Origin of the sequence: Mycolicibacterium arseniciresistens (genome assembly GCF_030519285.1) — a bacterium.
GTDB classification, from domain to species: domain Bacteria; phylum Actinomycetota; class Actinomycetes; order Mycobacteriales; family Mycobacteriaceae; genus Mycobacterium; species Mycobacterium arseniciresistens.
Genome location: NZ_JAUMSQ010000176.1, coordinates 1 through 16,671, shown reverse-complemented (window position 1 = coordinate 16,671; position 16,671 = coordinate 1). Strand labels below are relative to the sequence as shown.

The following is a 16,671-nucleotide window of genomic DNA, read 5'->3' as shown; positions in this document are numbered from 1 at the left end:
GGGAGGTGCGGCCGCGGCCGACGTCCTTGCCCTGGCTGCGGGCGGCGCCGCGGGCCTCCTCCAGCGTGCGGCGCACCAGGTCCATTCCGGACAGGCCGGCCAGATGGGCCGGCGGACCCGGCGCGGGATCGCCTGCGTCGTCGTTCTTCTTGGGGATCTCGTCGTCTGTCATGTGTGCACCGTCGATATCCGGCCGTCGTCGCCGTCCGTCATGCGGATCTCGATCCGCCGGACGTCCCAGCCCTCGGGGATGTCCTCGGCGACGGCCGCGGTGACCAGCACCTGCTCCGCGGACTCGGCGACGGTGGCCAGCGCCCGCCGCCGCGCGGTGTCCAGTTCAGCGAACACGTCGTCGAGCAGCAGCACCGGGTCGCCGCCGTCGGCGCGCAGCAGTTCGTAGGCCGCCAATCTCAGCGAGAGCGCCATCGACCACGACTCGCCATGGCTGGCAAAGCCTTTCGCGGGTTGATCGCCGAGCCGTAGCTCGAGGTCGTCGCGATGCGGACCGACCAGGCAGACACCGCGCTCCAGTTCCGCGTCGCGCCGGCTACTCATCGCCGCCAGTAGCGCCGCCTCGTAGTGCTGGACGCTGTCGGGTGCCGGCGCGTCGTCGTCCAGCTCGATGCTGGGGCGGTACCGGATGGCGGCCGGCCGCGACGCGGGAGCCAGGAGTTGATAGGCCTTCTCCACCTCGGGAGCGAGTTCGGAGATCAGCACCGCGCGCGCCGCCATCAGCCGGGCCCCGTGCGCAGCCAGGTGGCCGTCCCACACGTCGAGGGTGTCCAGCACACTGCGGTCCCCGCGGTGCCGGCCACCCGCGGCGGTCTTCAGCAGCGCGGTCCGCTGTCGCACCACTTTGTCGTAATCCGCACGCACGCCCGCGATCGCCGGCCTGCGCGTGGTGGCCAGATCGTCGAGATAGCGGCGCCGGTCACTCGGGTCGCCGCGCACCAGCGCCAGGTCCTCGGGCGCGAACAGCACCGCGCGCAGCACCCCCAGGATCTCGCGCGCACTGCGGACGGGGGAGCGGTTCAGCCGCGCCTTGTTCGCACGGCCACTGGTGATCTCGAGGTCGACGGCGAGTTCGCGGCCGTCGTTGACGACGATCGACGACACCACCGCGCGTTCGGCGCCCGTCCGGATCAGCGGTGCGTCCGCACCCACGCGGTGCGACCCGAGGGTAGCCGAGTACCACAACGCCTCAACGAGATTCGTCTTGCCGAAGCCGTTGGGACCGACGAACACCGTCCGGCCCGGCGTCAGATCGATGTCGATGTGCGCCCAGGACCGGAAATCGGTGAGTGTCACGTGACGGACGTACACGGGCTAACCGGACTCGCTGATCCTCTTGACGGCGTGACCCCCGAACTGGTTGCGCAGCGCCGCGACGGCCTTCATCGTCGGCGAATCCTCCTGACGCGAGGAGAATCTCGCGAACAGGGATGCTGCGATACTCGGCACCGGGACCCGCAACCGGATCGCCTCTTCCACCGTCCACCGGCCCTCACCGGAATCCTCTGTGTAGCCGGAGATCTCGGCCAGCTGCGGATCTTCCTTCAGCGCCTTGGCAAGCAGCTGCTGCAACCATGACCGCACCACGGTGCCGTTGCTCCACGCCTGGTACACCGCCTGCGGATCCGTGATCAGCTCCTGGGCAGCGAGCATCTCGTAGCCCTCGCCGTACGCAGTCATCAGGGCGTACTCCACCCCGTTGTGCACCATCTTCGCGAAGTGACCCGCACCCACCGGCCCGGCGTGCACGAATCCGTCCGCGCGGTCACCCGGCGGCCGCAACGTGTCGAAGATCGGCATGGCCCGCTCGACGTCGGCGTCGCTGCCGCCGACCATCAGGCCGTAGCCCTCCTTCAGGCCCCAGACACCGCCGGAGACACCCGCGTCGATGAACGCGATTCCCTTCTCGGACAGAAGTTTCGCGTGCAGACCATCTTCGGTGTAGCGGGAGTTGCCGCCGTCGATCACCAGGTCGCCCTCGCTGAGCTCGTTCGCCAGCGTCGCAATCGTGTCGTGGGTGATGGGTCCCGACGGCACCATCACCCACACCACCCGGGGTGCCGCGAGGGCCTCGGCCAGGGCGCCGATGGTGGGTACGTCGGTCACCTCCGGGCGTGGGTCGAATCCGACGACCTCGTGGCCACCTTCACGCAGGCGCTCCCGCATGTTGAAGCCCATCTTGCCCAGCCCGATCAGACCCAGCTGCATGTATGCCCTCTTCTCCGGCGGTAGGGGCCGGTCAGCCGGGAAGCCGTACCGGCATCAACAGATACACGTAATCGGTCTGGGCGGCCGGGTAGGGGCCACTTGCGCCGACGGTTCCATCATCCTCGCCTGCGGGCCGCAACACAGCGGGACGGCTGGGTGTCGTGAAGCCGAACGCCACCCGCTCGGAATGCAACGAACCGAGGCCGTCGGTGAGGTAGGTCGGGTTGAACGCGATGGTCAACGGATCGCCGGCGAACGACACCGGAAGGTCCTCCTCGGCGCGGCCGACGTCGTCCGCACCGGCCGACAGGCGCAGCGCGTCCTCGGAGAACTCCATCCTGATCTGCGCGCCGCGGTCGGCGACGAGTGCGACGCGCTTGATCGCCTCGGTCAGCTCGGCGACGCCGATGGTCGCCACCGCGGTGTGCTCGCTGGGCAGCAGCTGGCGGAATTTCGGGAACTCGGCGTCGAGCAGTCGGGTGGTGCTGCGCTTACCCTCGCTGCGGATGCCGAGCAGGCCTTCCTTGCCGACGGTTGCACCGGCGCCGAGCGAAAGGTGGACGTCGGAACCGTCGGAACCGGCCTTGGCCGCTTCGGCCAGCGTCTTGGCCGGCACCAGCACCGCGGCCTCGATGTCGGCGGTCCCGGTGGACCACGTCAGTTCGCGGACCGCGAGACGGAACCGGTCGGTCGCCGCCAAAACCACCGATTCGCCGGAGATTTCGACCCGGATCCCGGTGAGCATCGGCAGGGTGTCGTCCCGGCCGGCGGCAACCGCGACCTGGCCGATCGCCTCGGCGAACAGGCCGGCGGGAACCACACCGGTCTCCTCGGGCAGCGTGGGCAGCGTCGGGTAGTCCTCGACGGCCATCGTCGGGAGCGAGAATCGGGAGCTGCCGCAGGTCAGCGAGACGCGGGTGCCTTCGACGCTGACGTCCACCGGCTTGGCGGGCAACGCCCTGGTGATGTCGGACAGCAGCCGTCCGGAGACCAGAACGCTTCCCGGAGAAGCGATTTCGGCGGCGACGCGGACCTCGGCGGAGACTTCGTAGTCGAATCCCGAGATCGTCAGCCCGTCGTCGCTGCCGGTGAGGAGCACCCCGGCGAGCACCGGGACGGTCGGCCGGGTGGGCAGATTGCGGGCCACCCAGGCCACCGCGTCGGCGAAGTCCTCACGCACCAGTCGGAATTTCAGATCCGTGAGACCAGCCGTCGATGTCGTCACGTCCAAAACGTCCCTTCGATGAACCACACAATCAGCGATAACCAGCGGTTTCCCGGCGTCTCAACCCGCGTGACCTGCATGCGATGCGATGACCGTAACGGCTGTCGATGAACCACCGTAGAGCTTTCCGCGCCAACTTGAAAGCTAATCGATCGGGGTGACAACCGGGCATGTGCGGCCGTCCGGCCGGGGTGGTGACGGAGTTTCCCCAGGCGCTGTCTTCAGAGAGGAAACCAATGGAGATAAATGAGTAACAGTAATAGGGGCTGTGGACGCTGGGGATGAAGCCGCGTCGGCGCTGGCAGTCATGCGTGTCGAATTGTGAGTGGGCTGTGGACGGGCCGGCTGCGGGCGGTCGGGAACTGTGGAGCACCCGGTCGATGCATGACAACTTCGGCGGTTCGGCCGATCGGCCACCATGTTGTTCACACCGTTGTGCACAGGTCGCGGCGGTGACGAGTGATGCCGATGTGACGGAAGTTTTTCGCCGCGAGGAGTGCGATTCGACGTCCGACGGCACCGGCCGGGCGCGTCGGGATGGCATGGCGGTGCGGGGGAGCGCACGCGAATGGCGCGCGGGACACCGCGCGGGATGAGATGGGGAGCAGGAGCTCAGCGCTTGGAGCGCTGACGGATCCGGGTGGTGAGTTCCTTGACGTGGTCGAACACCTCACGGCGCTCCGCCATCTCGCCGCGGATCTTCTTCTCGGCGTACATCACCGTGGTGTGGTCGCGGCCGAAGGCCTGACCGATCTTCGGCAGCGAGAGCTCGGTGAGCTCGCGGCACAGATACATCGCGATCTGCCGTGACTGTGCCAGCGCCCTGGTCTTACCCGGGCCGCGCAGTTCCTCCACCGTCGTCTCGAAGTACTCGGCGGTGGCGGCCATGATCGCCGCGGTGCTGATCTGCATGGTGCCGGCATCGGAGATGAGGTCCCGCAGGACGATCTCGGCCAGCGACTTGTCGATCTGGGTCTTGTTCAACGAGGCGAACGCGGTGACGCGGATCAGGGCGCCCTCGAGTTCGCGGATGTTGCGTTCGACCCCGGCCGCGATGAGTTCCAGCACGTCAGCGGGCACGTCGAGGCGGTCCATCTGCGCCTTCTTGCGCAGGATCGCGATGCGCGTCTCGAGTTCCGGCGGCTGGACGTCGGTGATCAGACCCCACTCGAAGCGGGTCCGCAGCCGGTCCTCCAGTGTGGCCAGCTGCTTGGGCGGCCGGTCGGAGGAGATGACGATCTGCTTGTTCGCGTTGTGCAGCGTGTTGAAGGTGTGGAAGAACTCCTCCTGGATGCCTTCCTTGCCTTCGATGAACTGGATGTCGTCGACGAGTAGGACGTCGATGTCGCGGTAACTGCGCTTGAACGACGCCTTGCGGTCGTCGCGCAGCGAGTTGATGAAGTCGTTGGTGAACTCCTCGGTCGACACGTACTTGACGCGCATGCCGGGGAACAGCCGCTGGGCGTAGTTGCCGGCGGCGTGCAGCAGGTGGGTCTTGCCGAGACCGGACTCGCCCCAGATGAACAACGGGTTGTACGCCCGGGCCGGCGCCTCGGCGATCGCGAGCGACGCGGCGTGGGCGAACCGGTTCGACGCACCGATGACGAAGGTGTCGAAGGTGTAGCGGCGGTTGAGGCTGACGGCGTTGGCGTCGGCGGCCGAGGAGTCGGACGCCGGAGCGCGGAAGTACGTCGGCCAGCTCTCCTCGGCGCTGGCGAGCGCCTCCCGGTCGTCGTCGACCTCGTCGGGCTCGGTGACCGCGGCCGGTGGCGGCGGTCCGGGGGCGTCGTCGGCGTCGTCGGTCGAGGGGGTGGCGATGCGCACCCCGAGCTCGACCCGCTGACCGAGGTGCCGGCTGAGCGCGGAGATGATCGGCTCGCGGAGGTGGCGTTCGATCTCGTTCTGCACGAACGGCGTGGGCACCGACAGCAGGGCAAAGCCCTCGGTGATCACCAGCGGCTTGACGAGTTTCAGCCAGGCCCTTTGCTGAGGAGTCAGGACGGGCAGTGGGCCGGAGCCGTTGCGGTCGCGGGTGTCGGCGTCGCCGTTGAGGTCGGCCAGCACGTTGTTCCACACGGCGACGAAGGGTGGGTCGGGGTCAGCAGTCAATTGACGCCTACCCCCTCGTGGTCGGTCCAAGGACGACCAAAGGAACGAAGACGGTCTGTCCACATGGTTATCCACAGTCTGTGGATAGAGACAGTACGTCGCCGCTCTCTGTTGTCTACCGGCGGGGACGCCGCAGGCCGGGGCTCGTCACAGTGGTGATGCATGCTGTGGGCTCTCGGTGCGGTGGGCATCCTCGCTTCGTTGTCGCCGCCGGCCCCGGTCTGGGAACGGCATTGCCAGAAGCTAACAGTTTTCTCTCGACGTGCCAACCGTTCTGCAACATTGTTTGGGCACTCCTGGACAGCTTCTCGAAGACGGTGAAGGTTGTGACTGATGTGAAGTTTTCCGGGCCCCGGAGGAGCGGTCCGAGCAGGTTTGACCCAGCGAAATCTCGTCAGTACCCTCGAACAGTCGCCCGCACGTGGCGACACGGCTGCGACCCGGGGTCCGGAGACCGCGCCGGTTAGCAAGACGCATGAGCTTACCAACGGCGACCGCGTCCACCGACACAGTCCGCTGTGCGTGGCGCGTGGCCGCCACTCGTAACGAGGAGATATTGCCGTGGCCAAGGGCAAGCGGACCTTTCAGCCCAACAACCGCCGGCGTGCGCGCGTCCACGGCTTCCGGTTGCGGATGCGCACCCGCGCCGGGCGTGCGATCGTCTCGGGTCGTCGTCAAAAGGGCCGTCGTTCGCTCACTGCGTGATCCGACGCAGGATCTAGCGCGGTGCTTCCGGCCCGGTACCGGATGACGCGGTCGACGGAGTTCAGTTCCACGGTCAGTCAAGGGGTGCGCTCGGCGCACCCCGATCTGGTGCTGCACGCCGCCCTCGACACCGTGGATGAGAGCGGTCCGAGGATCGGTCTCGTCGTGGCCAAGTCGGTCGGCAACGCCGTCGTGCGCCACCGGGTGTCCCGGCGCTTGCGTCACGTGGCGCGGACCGTGCTCGACGACCTCGACAGCCGCGACCGGTTGGTGATCCGAGCGCTGCCGAACTCCGCCCGTGCGGTCTCGCCCGATCTGGAGCGCCAGTTGCGCGACGGTCTTGCTCGCGTGCGGCGCCGGCGGGAGACATCGCGATGAGTCGGCTGCGGGGCACGGGTGCGATGGCGGCGCGGGCGGTCATCGCGGCCATCCAGCTCTACCGGCACACTGTCTCGCCGCTGCGATTGCCGACCTGCCGGTTCATGCCGACCTGCAGTCAGTACGCCGTCGACGCGCTGACCGAGTACGGACTGGTGCGCGGCGGATGGTTGGCCGTCGTCCGGCTCGCCAAGTGTGGCCCCTGGCATAGGGGAGGATGGGATCCGATCCCGGAGCGTGGCAGCGGCGCGTGCGCGCACTCCGAGCATGCGAGCGGCACCGAAGCGGCCGACGACGACCAAGTCTGGAGCAAGGCGAGTGTTTAACTGGTTCAGCCTCGACATCATCTACTACCCGGTGTCGGCGATCATGTGGGTCTGGTACAAGGCCTTCTCCGCCATCCCGTTCCTGGGTCCGGACAACTTCTTCACGTGGACGCTGACGGTGATGTTCCTCGTGTTCACCCTGCGCGCGATCCTCTACAAGCCGTTCGTGCGGCAGATCCGCACCACCCGGCAGATGCAGGAACTGCAGCCACAGATCAAGGCGCTGCAGAAGAAGTACGGCAAGGACCGCCAGCGGATGGCGCTCGAGATGCAGAAGCTGCAGCGCGAGCACGGGTTCAACCCGATTCTGGGCTGCCTGCCGATGCTCGCGCAGGTGCCGGTGTTCCTCGGCCTCTATCACGTGCTGATGTCGTTCAACCGGACGCAGACCGGCATCGGCCGGCTCGGGCTGTCGGTGGAGGAGAACCGCAGCCTGGGCAACTACGTGTTCAGTGCGACCGACGTCGGGCACTTCCTGGACGCGAACCTCTTCGGCGCCCCGCTCGGCGCGACGATGATCCAGCAGCACGGCCTGCTGGCGTTCACCGAATTCAACCGCCTGTCGGTGATCCTGGTGGGCGTGCCGATCGCGCTCCTGGCCGGCATCGCCACCCACTTCAACAGCCGGGCGTCGGTGGCGCGGCAGAGCATCGAGGCGGCGGCCAACCCGCAGACGGCGATGATGAACAAGCTCGCCCTGTACGTCTTCCCGCTCGGCGTCATCGTCGGCGGACCGTTCCTGCCGCTCGCGGTGATCATGTACTGGCTCGCCAACAACATCTGGACCTACGGACAGCAGCACTACGTCTTCGGCAAGATCGAGAAGGAAGAAGAAGCCAAGAAGACCGAGGCGCTGGAACGTCGAGCCGCCAATGCGCCGGCGCCTGGCGCCAAGCCGAATCGGGCGCGCAAGGCGTCGGCGGCCGCCCCGGGCAAGGACGTCGCCGCGGGCGAGCCGGAGTCCGAAGCCGCGGAGCCCGCGAGCACCGCAACGGTCGATGGAGAGAGCAACGGCAGCCCCACGAAGGCGGCCGGCGGAGAACAGGTCGCCAACCGCACGCCGCGGCCGGGCGCCCGTCCGAAGAAGCGAAAGCGTTGACCAGTCCGCGGACTGGTGGAGAGGGAGAGACAGAGATGACGGACGCTGATACCACCGAGCGCACCGACGAGATCGACGCCGGCCTCGAGCAGGCTGACGCCGAGGAGACCGCCGCCCGGCCCGCCGGGGAGGACCTCGAGGAACGATTGGTCGCCGAGGGCGAGATCGCCGGGGACTACCTGGAGGAGCTCTTGGACCTCCTCGACTTCGACGGCGACATCGATCTCGACGTCGAGGGCGACCGTGCGGTGGTGAGCATCGACGGCGGCACCGACCTGAACAAGCTCGTCGGCCGCAAGGGCGAGGTGCTCGACGCACTGCAGGAACTGACGCGGCTGGCCGTGCACCAGAAGACGGGTGAGCGGAGCCGGCTGATGCTGGACATCGCCGGGTGGCGGCGCAATCGTCGTGACGAGTTGGCGACGCTAGGCGACAAGGTGGCCCGCCGGGTGCTGGAGACCGGGGAGCGCGAGGAGTTGGCGCCGATGACTCCGTTCGAACGCAAGATCGTGCACGACGCGGTGGCCGCGGTCCAGGGCGTGCACAGCGAGAGCGAAGGCGTGGAGCCGTCCCGCCGTGTTGTCGTCCTCGCTGACTGATCTTCCGAGTTACACCGGTGTAGTTCTCTCGAGCGGTTCGGCGGAGGGATGTTTCACGTGAAACATGCAGACGCCGGGCCGCCACCGGAGGCGGGGCGGACCCTGTTCGGGGACCGCCTGCCTGACGTCCAGCGCTACGCGGAGATCCTCGCCGGCGCCGGCGTCGAGCGCGGGCTGATCGGGCCGCGTGAGGTCGAGCGACTGTGGGAACGCCACGTCCTCAACAGTGCGGCGATGGCCGAGTTGCTCACCCCGCACGAGCGGCTGGGGGATATCGGCAGCGGGGCCGGGTTGCCCGGGATACCGTTGGCTCTGGCCCGGCCGGACCTCGAGGTGACCCTCGTGGAACCGATGCTCCGCCGTAGCGAGTTCCTCACCGAAGTGATCGCGGAGTTGGGACTCGCCGTGGGTGTCGTCCGCGGCCGGGCCGAGGACAAGGCGGTGCGCGAACAGGTGGGGGAGATGGACGTCGTCACGTCACGCGCCGTCGCCTCGTTGGACAAGCTCGCCCGGTGGAGCATTCCGCTCCTTCGGGACGGTGGCCGCATGATCGCCCTCAAGGGCGAGCGCGCCGAGTCGGAGATCGAAGAGCACCGGCGTGTGCTGGCGTCGGTTGGCGCCGTCGATGTGAGGGTGTTGAAATGTGGCGCGGACTATCTAGATCCACCGGCGACCGTGGTCGTGGCGCGGCGCGAGGTGAAGAAGCCGAGATCGGCTCGGTCGGAACGAACGGGCAGGAGAACTCGATGAGTCCGGGGCCAGACAGCGAACGGACCAGGCCGCGCGGTGGGGCCGCTCCGGTTCCGCCGACCGGTGCGGCGGTGCCGCCGCGAGCGTCCGTCGCCGGGCCGCCGGCGGGTGGCGGCTCGCAGCCTCCCCGCGATGTTTCACGTGAAACATGGCAGCGCGGGGGGAGCGGCGGTGCGTGGACCGACGATGCGGGTATCGACACCCCGATCGGCGCCGAGGCCGAACGGGCGGTGCGCCTGCTGCACACCACGCAGGGTCATCTCCCGCGGCCGGCGCACCAACGGGTGTTCACCATCGCCAACCAGAAGGGCGGCGTCGGCAAGACCACCACGGCGGTGAACGTCGCGGCGGCGCTCTCGCTGCAGGGCCTCAAGACCCTGGTGATCGACCTCGACCCGCAAGGCAATGCCAGCACCGCGCTCGGCATCGAGCACCGCCCCGGCACGCCGTCGTCCTACGAGGTCCTCATCGGGGAGATCCCCGTCGCGGAGGCGCTGCAGCGCAGCCCGCACAACGAACGGCTGTTCTGCATCCCGGCGACCATCGACCTCGCGGGCGCCGAGATCGAATTGGTCAGCATGGTGGCGCGCGAAGGCAGGCTGCGAACCGCGCTGGCCGAGCTCAAGCAGTTCGACTTCGACTACGTGTTCATCGACTGCCCACCGTCGCTCGGGCTCCTGACGATCAACGCGCTCGTGGCTGCGCCGGAGGTGTTGATCCCGATCCAGTGCGAGTACTACGCGCTGGAAGGTGTCGGCCAGTTGCTTCGCAACATCGAGATGGTCAAGTCGCACCTCAACCCCGAACTCAACGTGTCGACCGTCATCCTCACCATGTACGACGGCCGCACCAAGCTCGCCGATCAGGTCGCCGCGGACGTCCGGGCGCACTTCGGCAGCAAGGTGCTGCGGACGGTGATCCCGCGCAGCGTGAAGGTGTCCGAGGCGCCCGGCTACGGCATGACGATCCTCGATTACGACCCGGGCTCACGCGGCGCGCTGAGCTATCTCGACGCGAGCCGTGAACTCGCCGAACGGGGTGCACCGGGCGAGGCCCCGCCGCGATGAGCACCCACGCAACAGCACATCCGTGACGAGAGGACGACGATGACTCAACCCACCCGCAAGCGCAGCGGCCTCGGACGTGGTCTGGCATCCCTCATCCCGACCGGTCCGGCCGACGAGGGCGGCCCGGGCACCATGGGTCCACGGATGGGTGACGCGGCCGCCGACGTGGTGATCGGCGGGCTACCGGTCGCCGAGCCGAGCGATGTCGGCGCCGTGTACCGGGAGATCGATCCGGCCGCCATCGAGCCCAACCCGCGCCAGCCCCGGCAGGTCTTCGACGAGGAGGCACTCGCCGAACTGGTGCACTCGATCCGCGAGTTCGGTCTGATGCAGCCGATCGTCGTAAGGGCCGTCAGCACCGGTCCGGAGACACCGCGCTACCAGTTGGTGATGGGGGAGCGGCGGTGGCGGGCGGCCCAGCAGGCCGGCCTGGCCACCATCCCGGCCATCGTCCGCGAGACGGCCGACGACAGCATGCTGCGCGACGCGCTGCTGGAGAACATCCACCGCGCCCAGTTGAACCCGCTGGAGGAGGCGGCCGCCTATCAGCAGTTGCTCGAGGAGTTCGACGTCACCCACGATGAACTCGCGACGCGGATCGGCCGCTCCCGTCCGCTGATCACCAACATGATCCGGCTGCTGCGCCTGCCGATCGCCGTTCAGCGCCGCGTCGCCGCCGGGGTGCTGTCGGCCGGCCATGCCCGCGCCCTGCTCTCGCTCGAGGGTGGTCCGGAGCGGCAGGAGGAACTCGCCGCCCGCATCGTGGCCGAGGGGCTGTCGGTGCGCGCCACCGAGGAAGCGGTCACCCTGGCCAATCGGGGCGACGGCTCGGCCCCCTCGGCTCCGCGCCGCAAGCCGATTCAGATGCCGGGCCTGCAGGACGTTGCTGAGAAGCTGTCCTCGGCCTTCGACACCCGGGTCACCGTGAGCCTGGGCAAACGCAAGGGCAAGATCGTGGTGGAGTTCGGGTCGGTCGAAGACTTGCAGCGGATAGTGGACTTGATGAACTCGTCGCAACGATGACCGGCCGCACACGGTAATTACGTCACTGTGACACTGATGCCACTGCGCACGTCGGACCGCGTTCGTCGTCTAAGCAATCGTGATGCGCGACAACCTGTTTCGTCTGAAAATGTGATTTCGCCGCGGGAAGCGGCGGAAACCGGGCCCGGCTCGGCGGGCTTCCCTATCCTGGAGGCGCACACGCGCACGCCAGCCCACCGACGAATCCGGGGAATCTAGTGCCGGCCCGAATCACGCCTCTTCGGCTCGAGGCATTCGAACAGCTGCCGAAGCATGCGCGCCGCTGCGTGTTCTGGGAGGTGGATCCGTCCACCCTCGGCACCGACGACCACCTCAGCGACCCGGAATTCGAGAAGGAAGCGTGGCTGTCGATGGTCATGCTCGAGTGGGGTTCATGCGGGCAGGTCGCCATCCACGCGGCGCCCGGCTTCGAGGACGCGGCGCCCACCGACGACACCGGCTCCTGCCTCGGGTACGCGTTCTACGCGCCGCCCCGCGCCGTCCCGCGCGCCCGGCTCTTCCCGACCGGACCGGTGAGCGCCGACGCGATCCTGCTGACGACGGTCGGCGTCGAATCCGGCGACGGCTGTGACGGGCTGTCGCGCAGCCTGCTGACATCGGTGGTGAGCGACCTCGTTCGACGGGGCGTCCGCGCGCTCGAGGCATTCGGCAGGACCGCCGAGGCGGCCGAGCTCGCCGACCCACGCCTGGTGCCGGGCGATCTCGGGGCGGTCGTCGAGACCCTCGGCGACTGCTCGGTGGATCAGTGCATCATCGCCGCAGACTTCCTCGAAGACGTCGGGTTCACCGTCGTCGCCCCGCACCGGTACTTCCCGCGGCTGCGCCTCGAACTGGAACAGGGCCTCGGCTGGAAAGCCGGCGTCGAGGCGGCGTTGGAGCGGCTGCTCGAACACGCACAGCTGGAGCAGCCCGTCGGCGCCGGCGCGGGCCGCATCGGATAGTCGCGTGGTCGGCGACACCCGCGGCCACGCGGCCGCGATCGCGGCGAACCGAGCCAACTGGGACGACCGCGCCGAGGTGCACGTCGGGTCGCGCATGTACGACGTCGACGGGTTCCTCGCGGATCGCACCGCAATCTCGCGGGTGGTGCGCAACGATCTGTCGGTGCTCGCCCCGCACCTGCCCGGCGGTCAGGCGCAAGGCAGGTCACTGCTACATCTGCAGTGCCACATCGGATTGGACACCATCTCATGAGCACGGCTGGGCGCCGTCGGCGTCCACGGACTCGACCTGTCGCCCAACTCGCTTCGCCATGCCACCCGCATCGCAGTCGCTGATCGGAGCGACGTCACATGGGTGGAAGGGGACGCCCGGTTCGCGGCTCGTCTGATCGACCGCCGATTCGAGATCGTCGTCACCAGCGCAGGCACGATCGTATGGCTGCCGGACCTCGAGGCCTGGGCGGCATCCATTCACGACCTCCTCGAACCAGGCGGAGTGTTCCTCATCCGCGACGACCACCCCATCCTCGGGGCGATGGCGTTCTCGCCGTGGGACATCAGCGACGACTACCTCGGGGGTGGCGGGCCTCGCACCTACGAGGACTCCGGCTCGTACACCGAAGAGTCGGCCGGCCTCGTCGCCCATGTCGAGAATCACGAATGGCGTCACGACATCGATGAGGTGGTCACCGCGTTACTTCGTGCCGGCCTCCGGATCGAGGCCCTCGCAGAGCTGCCCTACATGGACTGGCCGGCGTTCACCGAACTGGTTCCCTGTCAGCAGGGTTGGACGTTGCCCGACTCCGTGCCGAGGATCCCGCTGAACTTCGCGGTCGTCGCCAGACGCGAGGCGAGTCGATGAGCCGACGAGGGATTCAGTCCCGGTCGTGGTGACACACCGCTTCGAGCATCACGCCGAACGGGTCGAGCCAGAAGGTCGCGAAGTAGGGCGGCTGGTACTGCGGGAACGACTGGGGCTCGTGCACCACGTCGGCGCCGATCCGCTGGACGAGCTGGTGTACGGCATGTACGGCCGAGCGCGTCTGCACCATGAATGCGAGATGCTGCAGTCCGGCGCGGTGACGTGAGTAGGGACCGGCCTCGACGGCCGGATAGAAGAACAGATACGTACCGGGCTTGCCGCCTGCCGGACGGAAGGCGAATTGGTCGTCGGCGACCAGGAACGGTTCGAACCCGACCAGCGGCATCAGCTCGTCGTAGTACTTCTTGGCGGCGACGAGGTCGGGGACGTTGACACCGAGGTGGCCCAGCATGTCTCGGCGCGACACCGTCCCGCTAGGACGGGAGCCGGCCCGCCTGCTCCACCGACAGTTCGTGCGCCAGCAGCTCGGCGAACGTGAAAGTCCCTGTGGGACGGTCGTTCTTGCCGAGCAGGTACAGCCGCTTCACCGCGGCGAGGATGCCCTCGGCGACCGAGTCACGGGTCTGCGTCGACACCAGCAGCGAGCGGTCCTGCGGGTTGGTGATGTACCCGACGTCGACCTGCACGGTAGGCATCCGGGTCAGCCGGAGCAGGTCCCACGTCCTGCCATGGGTGCGGCAGTCGCGTAATCCGGTGCGGGCCACCACTTCCCGCTGGATGAAGTCGGCGAGGTTGCGGCCGATGGTGGACACCGAACCGTGTGAGTTCCCGAAGTGGAACGACGCGACGCCGTTCGCCGACGGACTCGACTGCGTCGCGCAGCGCAGACTGATCATCAGGTCCGCACCGACGGTGTTGGCCGTCTCGGCGCGTTCGGCATCCGTCAGCGCCCGGTTGTTGGGCCGCGACAGGAACGTCTCCATGCCGATCGCGGTCATCCGGCCCTCGAGCCGACTCGCCAAGTCCCACAGGATGTCTGCTTCGCTGATCGGGCCTTCCGGGCCGTTCATGATCAGCCCGTGGTCGGCGCCGCCGCGGCCCGGATCGATGATCACCCGCTTACCCGACAGCCGGGGCCCCGAGCGCCGCACCAGCTCCTCCTCGCGGATCGCGTGCGGCGAACCGCCGGTCACCCTGGAGCCGAGGAAGTACAACGACCGCAACGTCTCCGGACCGCAGATACCGTCCGGGTACAGGCCGTACTCGCGCTGATAGGACATCAACCCGTTGTGCGTCTGCAGCCCGAAGTGACCGTCGACCAGGCCGGTGTAGAAACCCAGGTCCTGCAGCCGGGCCTGCAGTGTGGCGACGTCGTCGCCGTACATCGGGGCGCCGAACTGGTGGGCCAGCGTGCGGGCGCCGAGACGGTAGGAGGCCTCTTTGAGCGCACGGTAGGTGGCTTCGCCGACGATGCCGTCGACCAGCAGGCCGCGGTGCTGCTGAAATGCACGGACGGCGTGGTCGAGCTCGCCGTCGAACACGTCGAGCGCGACGTGCCTGCCGGTGCTCAGGTCATCGTCCGGGCTGTCGATCAGGCCCAGTGCGGACAATGCCGCGCGGACCTCGGTGACCGCACCCCCGCGGTCACCGCGACGAAGAATCGACATACTGGCCCTCCAGGATGGCCTTTCGATCCGGCTGACAGAAAATGACAGCGCCGACTATTTCATGAACCGCTAGCCAGTATTGTCGCAGACCTTCGCCAGAATCCGGAAAACCGCAGGCGGGTCGTGGTTGCCGCGTGGCGGATGTCAGACCAGGTCGGCCAGTTCGCGAAGCAGCGCGGCCTTGCCCTTGGCGCCGACGATGCGCTTCACCGCTTCGCCGTCCTTGAACAGGATCATGGTCGGGATCGACACCACCTGGAAGTCGCGTGCGGTGTTCGGGTTGGCGTCGACGTCGAGCTTCGCCACGGTCAGGTCGCCGGCCTTCTCGCCGGCGATCTCCTCGAGCACCGGGGCGACCATCTTGCACGGGCCGCACCAGGTGGCCCAGAAGTCCACCAGAACCGGTGTGCTGCTTGACAGTACGTCGTCGGCGAACGAGTCGTCGGTGACGGCGACCGTCGCGGAGGTCTCGGGCATCGTAATTCTCCTTAGGTTCGGACTGTGGTTTGAGACGGGGTCAGATCGGCGCTGAGATCTCTTGATCACTCGGGGCGGCGCCGACCTCGGCGAGCCAGCGCTCAGCGTCGATGGACGCCGCGCAGCCGCTGCCTGCCGCGGTGATCGCCTGCCGGTAGACCCGGTCGACGAGGTCGCCCGCGGCGAACACGCCCTCGATCGACGTGCTCGTGGTGCGACCCTCGACCTGCACGTAGCCGTCGGAGTCGAGCTCCACCTGACCGCGCACCAGATCCGAGCGCGGGATGTGCCCGATGGCGACGAACACGCCGGTGACGGCGAGCTTGGACTCCTCGCCGGTGATGGCGTCGCGCAGCCGGATGCCGGTCACCTTGGGGTCGCCCTCGATCTCGGTCACCTGGGTGTTGGTCAGGAACGTGATCTTCTCGTTGGCGCGGGCCCGGTCGAGCATGATGCGGGAGGAGCGGAACTCCTCACGCCGGTGGATCACGGTGACGCTGCGGGCGAACCGGGTGAGGAACGTGGCCTCCTCCATCGCGGAGTCGCCGCCACCGATCACCGCGATGTCCTGGTCGCGGAAGAAGAACCCGTCACAGGTCGCACAGGTGCTGACGCCCATCCCGAGCAGCGTGTCCTCGCCGGGCACGCCGAGGTGGCGCGCCGCGGCGCCCATCGCCAGGATCACCGCGCGCGCCCGGTGGGTCTCGTCACCGACGGTCACCGTCTTGACCGGACCCTCCAGCGACACCGCGTCGACGTCCTCCATGCGCAGGTCGGCGCCGAAGCGCAGGGCCTGCTCGCGCATCTCGTCCATCAGTTCGGGACCGGTGATGCCGTTGCGGAAGCCGGGGAAGTTCTCCACCTCGGTGGTGGTCATGAGTGCGCCGCCGAACTGGGTGCCCTCGAAGACCAGGGGCTCGAGCTGGGCACGGGCGGCGTAGATCGCCGCGGTGTAACCCGCCGGGCCAGAACCGATGATGATCAGGTCGTGGACCTTCGATGAGGTGGTCATGTGGGCCTTTCTGCCGTATCACGCCGGCACGGGTACAAACACCAGCCTAGGTCCGGGTGTTCCCCGATCGGCTGTGGGTCAGACTACGACCGGCGCGAGTGTGCGGCGGTCAACACCCGGGCCGGGGGTGGGGCGGCGCCGCCCGCAGTGCCGCGGTGACACCCGCCGTCACCGCGGCGGGCACACCGACGGCCGACGCGTCGTCACCGCCCAGATGCGCGAGGTCACG

General features: G+C 68.2%; 17 protein-coding genes and 1 pseudogene. 10 read left to right on the top strand and 8 right to left on the bottom strand.

Translation table 11 applies throughout. From position 1 onward, the window contains the following. Positions 1 to 168: 168 nt before the first annotated feature. From recF to dnaA, 4 genes are all read right to left on the bottom strand, one after another. On the bottom strand, positions 169 to 1,323 hold the full coding sequence (gene recF, locus Q2100_RS20190) for a DNA replication/repair protein RecF (protein WP_302915490.1): 1,155 nt from the start codon (positions 1,321 to 1,323) through the stop codon (positions 169 to 171). A 3-nt stretch (positions 1,324 to 1,326) separates the two neighbouring features. Then, complete coding sequence (gnd, locus tag Q2100_RS20185; RefSeq protein WP_302915489.1) at positions 1,327 to 2,220, bottom strand: phosphogluconate dehydrogenase (NAD(+)-dependent, decarboxylating); 894 nt, start codon at positions 2,218 to 2,220, stop codon at positions 1,327 to 1,329. A gap of 31 nt (positions 2,221 to 2,251) precedes the next feature. After that, positions 2,252 to 3,445: a DNA polymerase III subunit beta gene (gene dnaN / locus Q2100_RS20180; RefSeq protein WP_302915488.1), complete on the bottom strand. Its 1,194-nt coding sequence runs from the start codon at positions 3,443 to 3,445 to the stop codon at positions 2,252 to 2,254. A gap of 612 nt (positions 3,446 to 4,057) precedes the next feature. Then, entirely contained in the window at positions 4,058 to 5,554 is a 1,497-nt protein-coding gene (dnaA, locus tag Q2100_RS20175; RefSeq protein ID WP_302915487.1) for a chromosomal replication initiator protein DnaA, read from the bottom strand. Between the two features lie 561 nt (positions 5,555 to 6,115). Between dnaA and rpmH the strand changes: the two genes are divergently transcribed. From rpmH to Q2100_RS20125, 10 genes and pseudogenes are all read left to right on the top strand, one after another. Further along, positions 6,116 to 6,259 (top strand): 50S ribosomal protein L34, encoded by a 144-nt coding sequence (rpmH, locus tag Q2100_RS20170; protein ID WP_264014458.1) that lies wholly within the window; start codon positions 6,116 to 6,118, stop codon positions 6,257 to 6,259. Positions 6,260 to 6,280: 21 nt separating this feature from the next. Next, positions 6,281 to 6,637: a ribonuclease P protein component gene (gene rnpA, locus Q2100_RS20165; RefSeq protein WP_302915486.1), complete on the top strand. Its 357-nt coding sequence runs from the start codon at positions 6,281 to 6,283 to the stop codon at positions 6,635 to 6,637. After that, positions 6,634 to 6,963: a membrane protein insertion efficiency factor YidD gene (yidD, locus tag Q2100_RS20160; RefSeq protein ID WP_269894935.1), complete on the top strand. Its 330-nt coding sequence runs from the start codon at positions 6,634 to 6,636 to the stop codon at positions 6,961 to 6,963. The genes rnpA and yidD overlap by 4 nt, the downstream gene beginning before the upstream one ends. Beyond that, complete coding sequence (gene yidC / locus Q2100_RS20155; protein WP_302915485.1) at positions 6,956 to 8,062, top strand: membrane protein insertase YidC; 1,107 nt, start codon at positions 6,956 to 6,958, stop codon at positions 8,060 to 8,062. Before yidD ends, yidC begins: the two co-directional genes overlap by 8 nt. Positions 8,063 to 8,097: 35 nt before the next feature. Beyond that, positions 8,098 to 8,661 (top strand): Jag family protein, encoded by a 564-nt coding sequence (locus Q2100_RS20150; RefSeq protein WP_302915484.1) that lies wholly within the window; start codon positions 8,098 to 8,100, stop codon positions 8,659 to 8,661. Positions 8,662 to 8,709: 48 nt separating this feature from the next. Beyond that, a complete protein-coding gene (rsmG, locus tag Q2100_RS20145; RefSeq protein WP_302915483.1) occupies positions 8,710 to 9,411 on the top strand; it encodes a 16S rRNA (guanine(527)-N(7))-methyltransferase RsmG in 702 nt (233 codons plus the stop codon). Continuing rightward, positions 9,408 to 10,478 carry a ParA family protein gene (locus Q2100_RS20140; RefSeq protein ID WP_302915482.1) on the top strand — a complete coding sequence of 357 codons (1,071 nt, stop codon included), beginning with the start codon at positions 9,408 to 9,410 and terminating at the stop codon, positions 10,476 to 10,478. The genes rsmG and Q2100_RS20140 overlap by 4 nt, the downstream gene beginning before the upstream one ends. Before the next feature lie 39 nt (positions 10,479 to 10,517). Continuing rightward, on the top strand, positions 10,518 to 11,501 hold the full coding sequence (locus Q2100_RS20135) for a ParB/RepB/Spo0J family partition protein (RefSeq protein ID WP_302915481.1): 984 nt from the start codon (positions 10,518 to 10,520) through the stop codon (positions 11,499 to 11,501). A gap of 218 nt (positions 11,502 to 11,719) precedes the next feature. Then, entirely contained in the window at positions 11,720 to 12,463 is a 744-nt protein-coding gene (locus tag Q2100_RS20130) for an acetyltransferase (protein WP_264014451.1), read from the top strand. A gap of 4 nt (positions 12,464 to 12,467) precedes the next feature. Beyond that, positions 12,468 to 13,325 (top strand): annotated as a pseudogene (locus Q2100_RS20125) (class I SAM-dependent methyltransferase). Between the two features lie 13 nt (positions 13,326 to 13,338). Here Q2100_RS20125 and Q2100_RS20120 read toward each other — a convergent pair. From Q2100_RS20120 to trxB, 4 genes are all read right to left on the bottom strand, one after another. Then, on the bottom strand, positions 13,339 to 13,737 hold the full coding sequence (locus tag Q2100_RS20120) for a VOC family protein (protein ID WP_302915491.1): 399 nt from the start codon (positions 13,735 to 13,737) through the stop codon (positions 13,339 to 13,341). Between the two features lie 22 nt (positions 13,738 to 13,759). Further along, positions 13,760 to 14,953, bottom strand: a complete 1,194-nt coding sequence (locus Q2100_RS20115; protein WP_302915480.1) for an N-acetylmuramoyl-L-alanine amidase — start codon at positions 14,951 to 14,953, stop codon at positions 13,760 to 13,762. 144 nt (positions 14,954 to 15,097) lie between these two features. Beyond that, positions 15,098 to 15,430 carry a thioredoxin gene (gene trxA, locus Q2100_RS20110; protein WP_302915479.1) on the bottom strand — a complete coding sequence of 111 codons (333 nt, stop codon included), beginning with the start codon at positions 15,428 to 15,430 and terminating at the stop codon, positions 15,098 to 15,100. Between the two features lie 40 nt (positions 15,431 to 15,470). Continuing rightward, on the bottom strand, positions 15,471 to 16,442 hold the full coding sequence (gene trxB, locus Q2100_RS20105) for a thioredoxin-disulfide reductase (RefSeq protein WP_302915478.1): 972 nt from the start codon (positions 16,440 to 16,442) through the stop codon (positions 15,471 to 15,473). Positions 16,443 to 16,671 lie beyond the last annotated feature (229 nt).

Excerpts from the sequence above, each read along its gene's own strand:
- gnd (WP_302915489.1), bottom strand. The coding sequence starts at position 2,220 with ATGCAGCTGGGTCTGATCGGGCTGGGCAAGATGGGCTTCAACATGCGG.
- yidD (WP_269894935.1), top strand. The coding sequence starts at position 6,634 with ATGAGTCGGCTGCGGGGCACGGGTGCGATGGCGGCGCGGGCGGTCATC.
- Q2100_RS20150 (WP_302915484.1), top strand. The coding sequence starts at position 8,098 with ATGACGGACGCTGATACCACCGAGCGCACCGACGAGATCGACGCCGGC.
- rsmG (WP_302915483.1), top strand. The coding sequence starts at position 8,710 with ATGTTTCACGTGAAACATGCAGACGCCGGGCCGCCACCGGAGGCGGGG.
- Q2100_RS20140 (WP_302915482.1), top strand. The coding sequence starts at position 9,408 with ATGAGTCCGGGGCCAGACAGCGAACGGACCAGGCCGCGCGGTGGGGCC.
- Q2100_RS20135 (WP_302915481.1), top strand. The coding sequence starts at position 10,518 with ATGACTCAACCCACCCGCAAGCGCAGCGGCCTCGGACGTGGTCTGGCA.
- Q2100_RS20120 (WP_302915491.1), bottom strand. The coding sequence starts at position 13,737 with ATGCTGGGCCACCTCGGTGTCAACGTCCCCGACCTCGTCGCCGCCAAG.
- Q2100_RS20115 (WP_302915480.1), bottom strand. The coding sequence starts at position 14,953 with ATGTCGATTCTTCGTCGCGGTGACCGCGGGGGTGCGGTCACCGAGGTC.
- trxA (WP_302915479.1), bottom strand. The coding sequence starts at position 15,430 with ATGCCCGAGACCTCCGCGACGGTCGCCGTCACCGACGACTCGTTCGCC.
- trxB (WP_302915478.1), bottom strand. The coding sequence starts at position 16,442 with ATGACCACCTCATCGAAGGTCCACGACCTGATCATCATCGGTTCTGGC.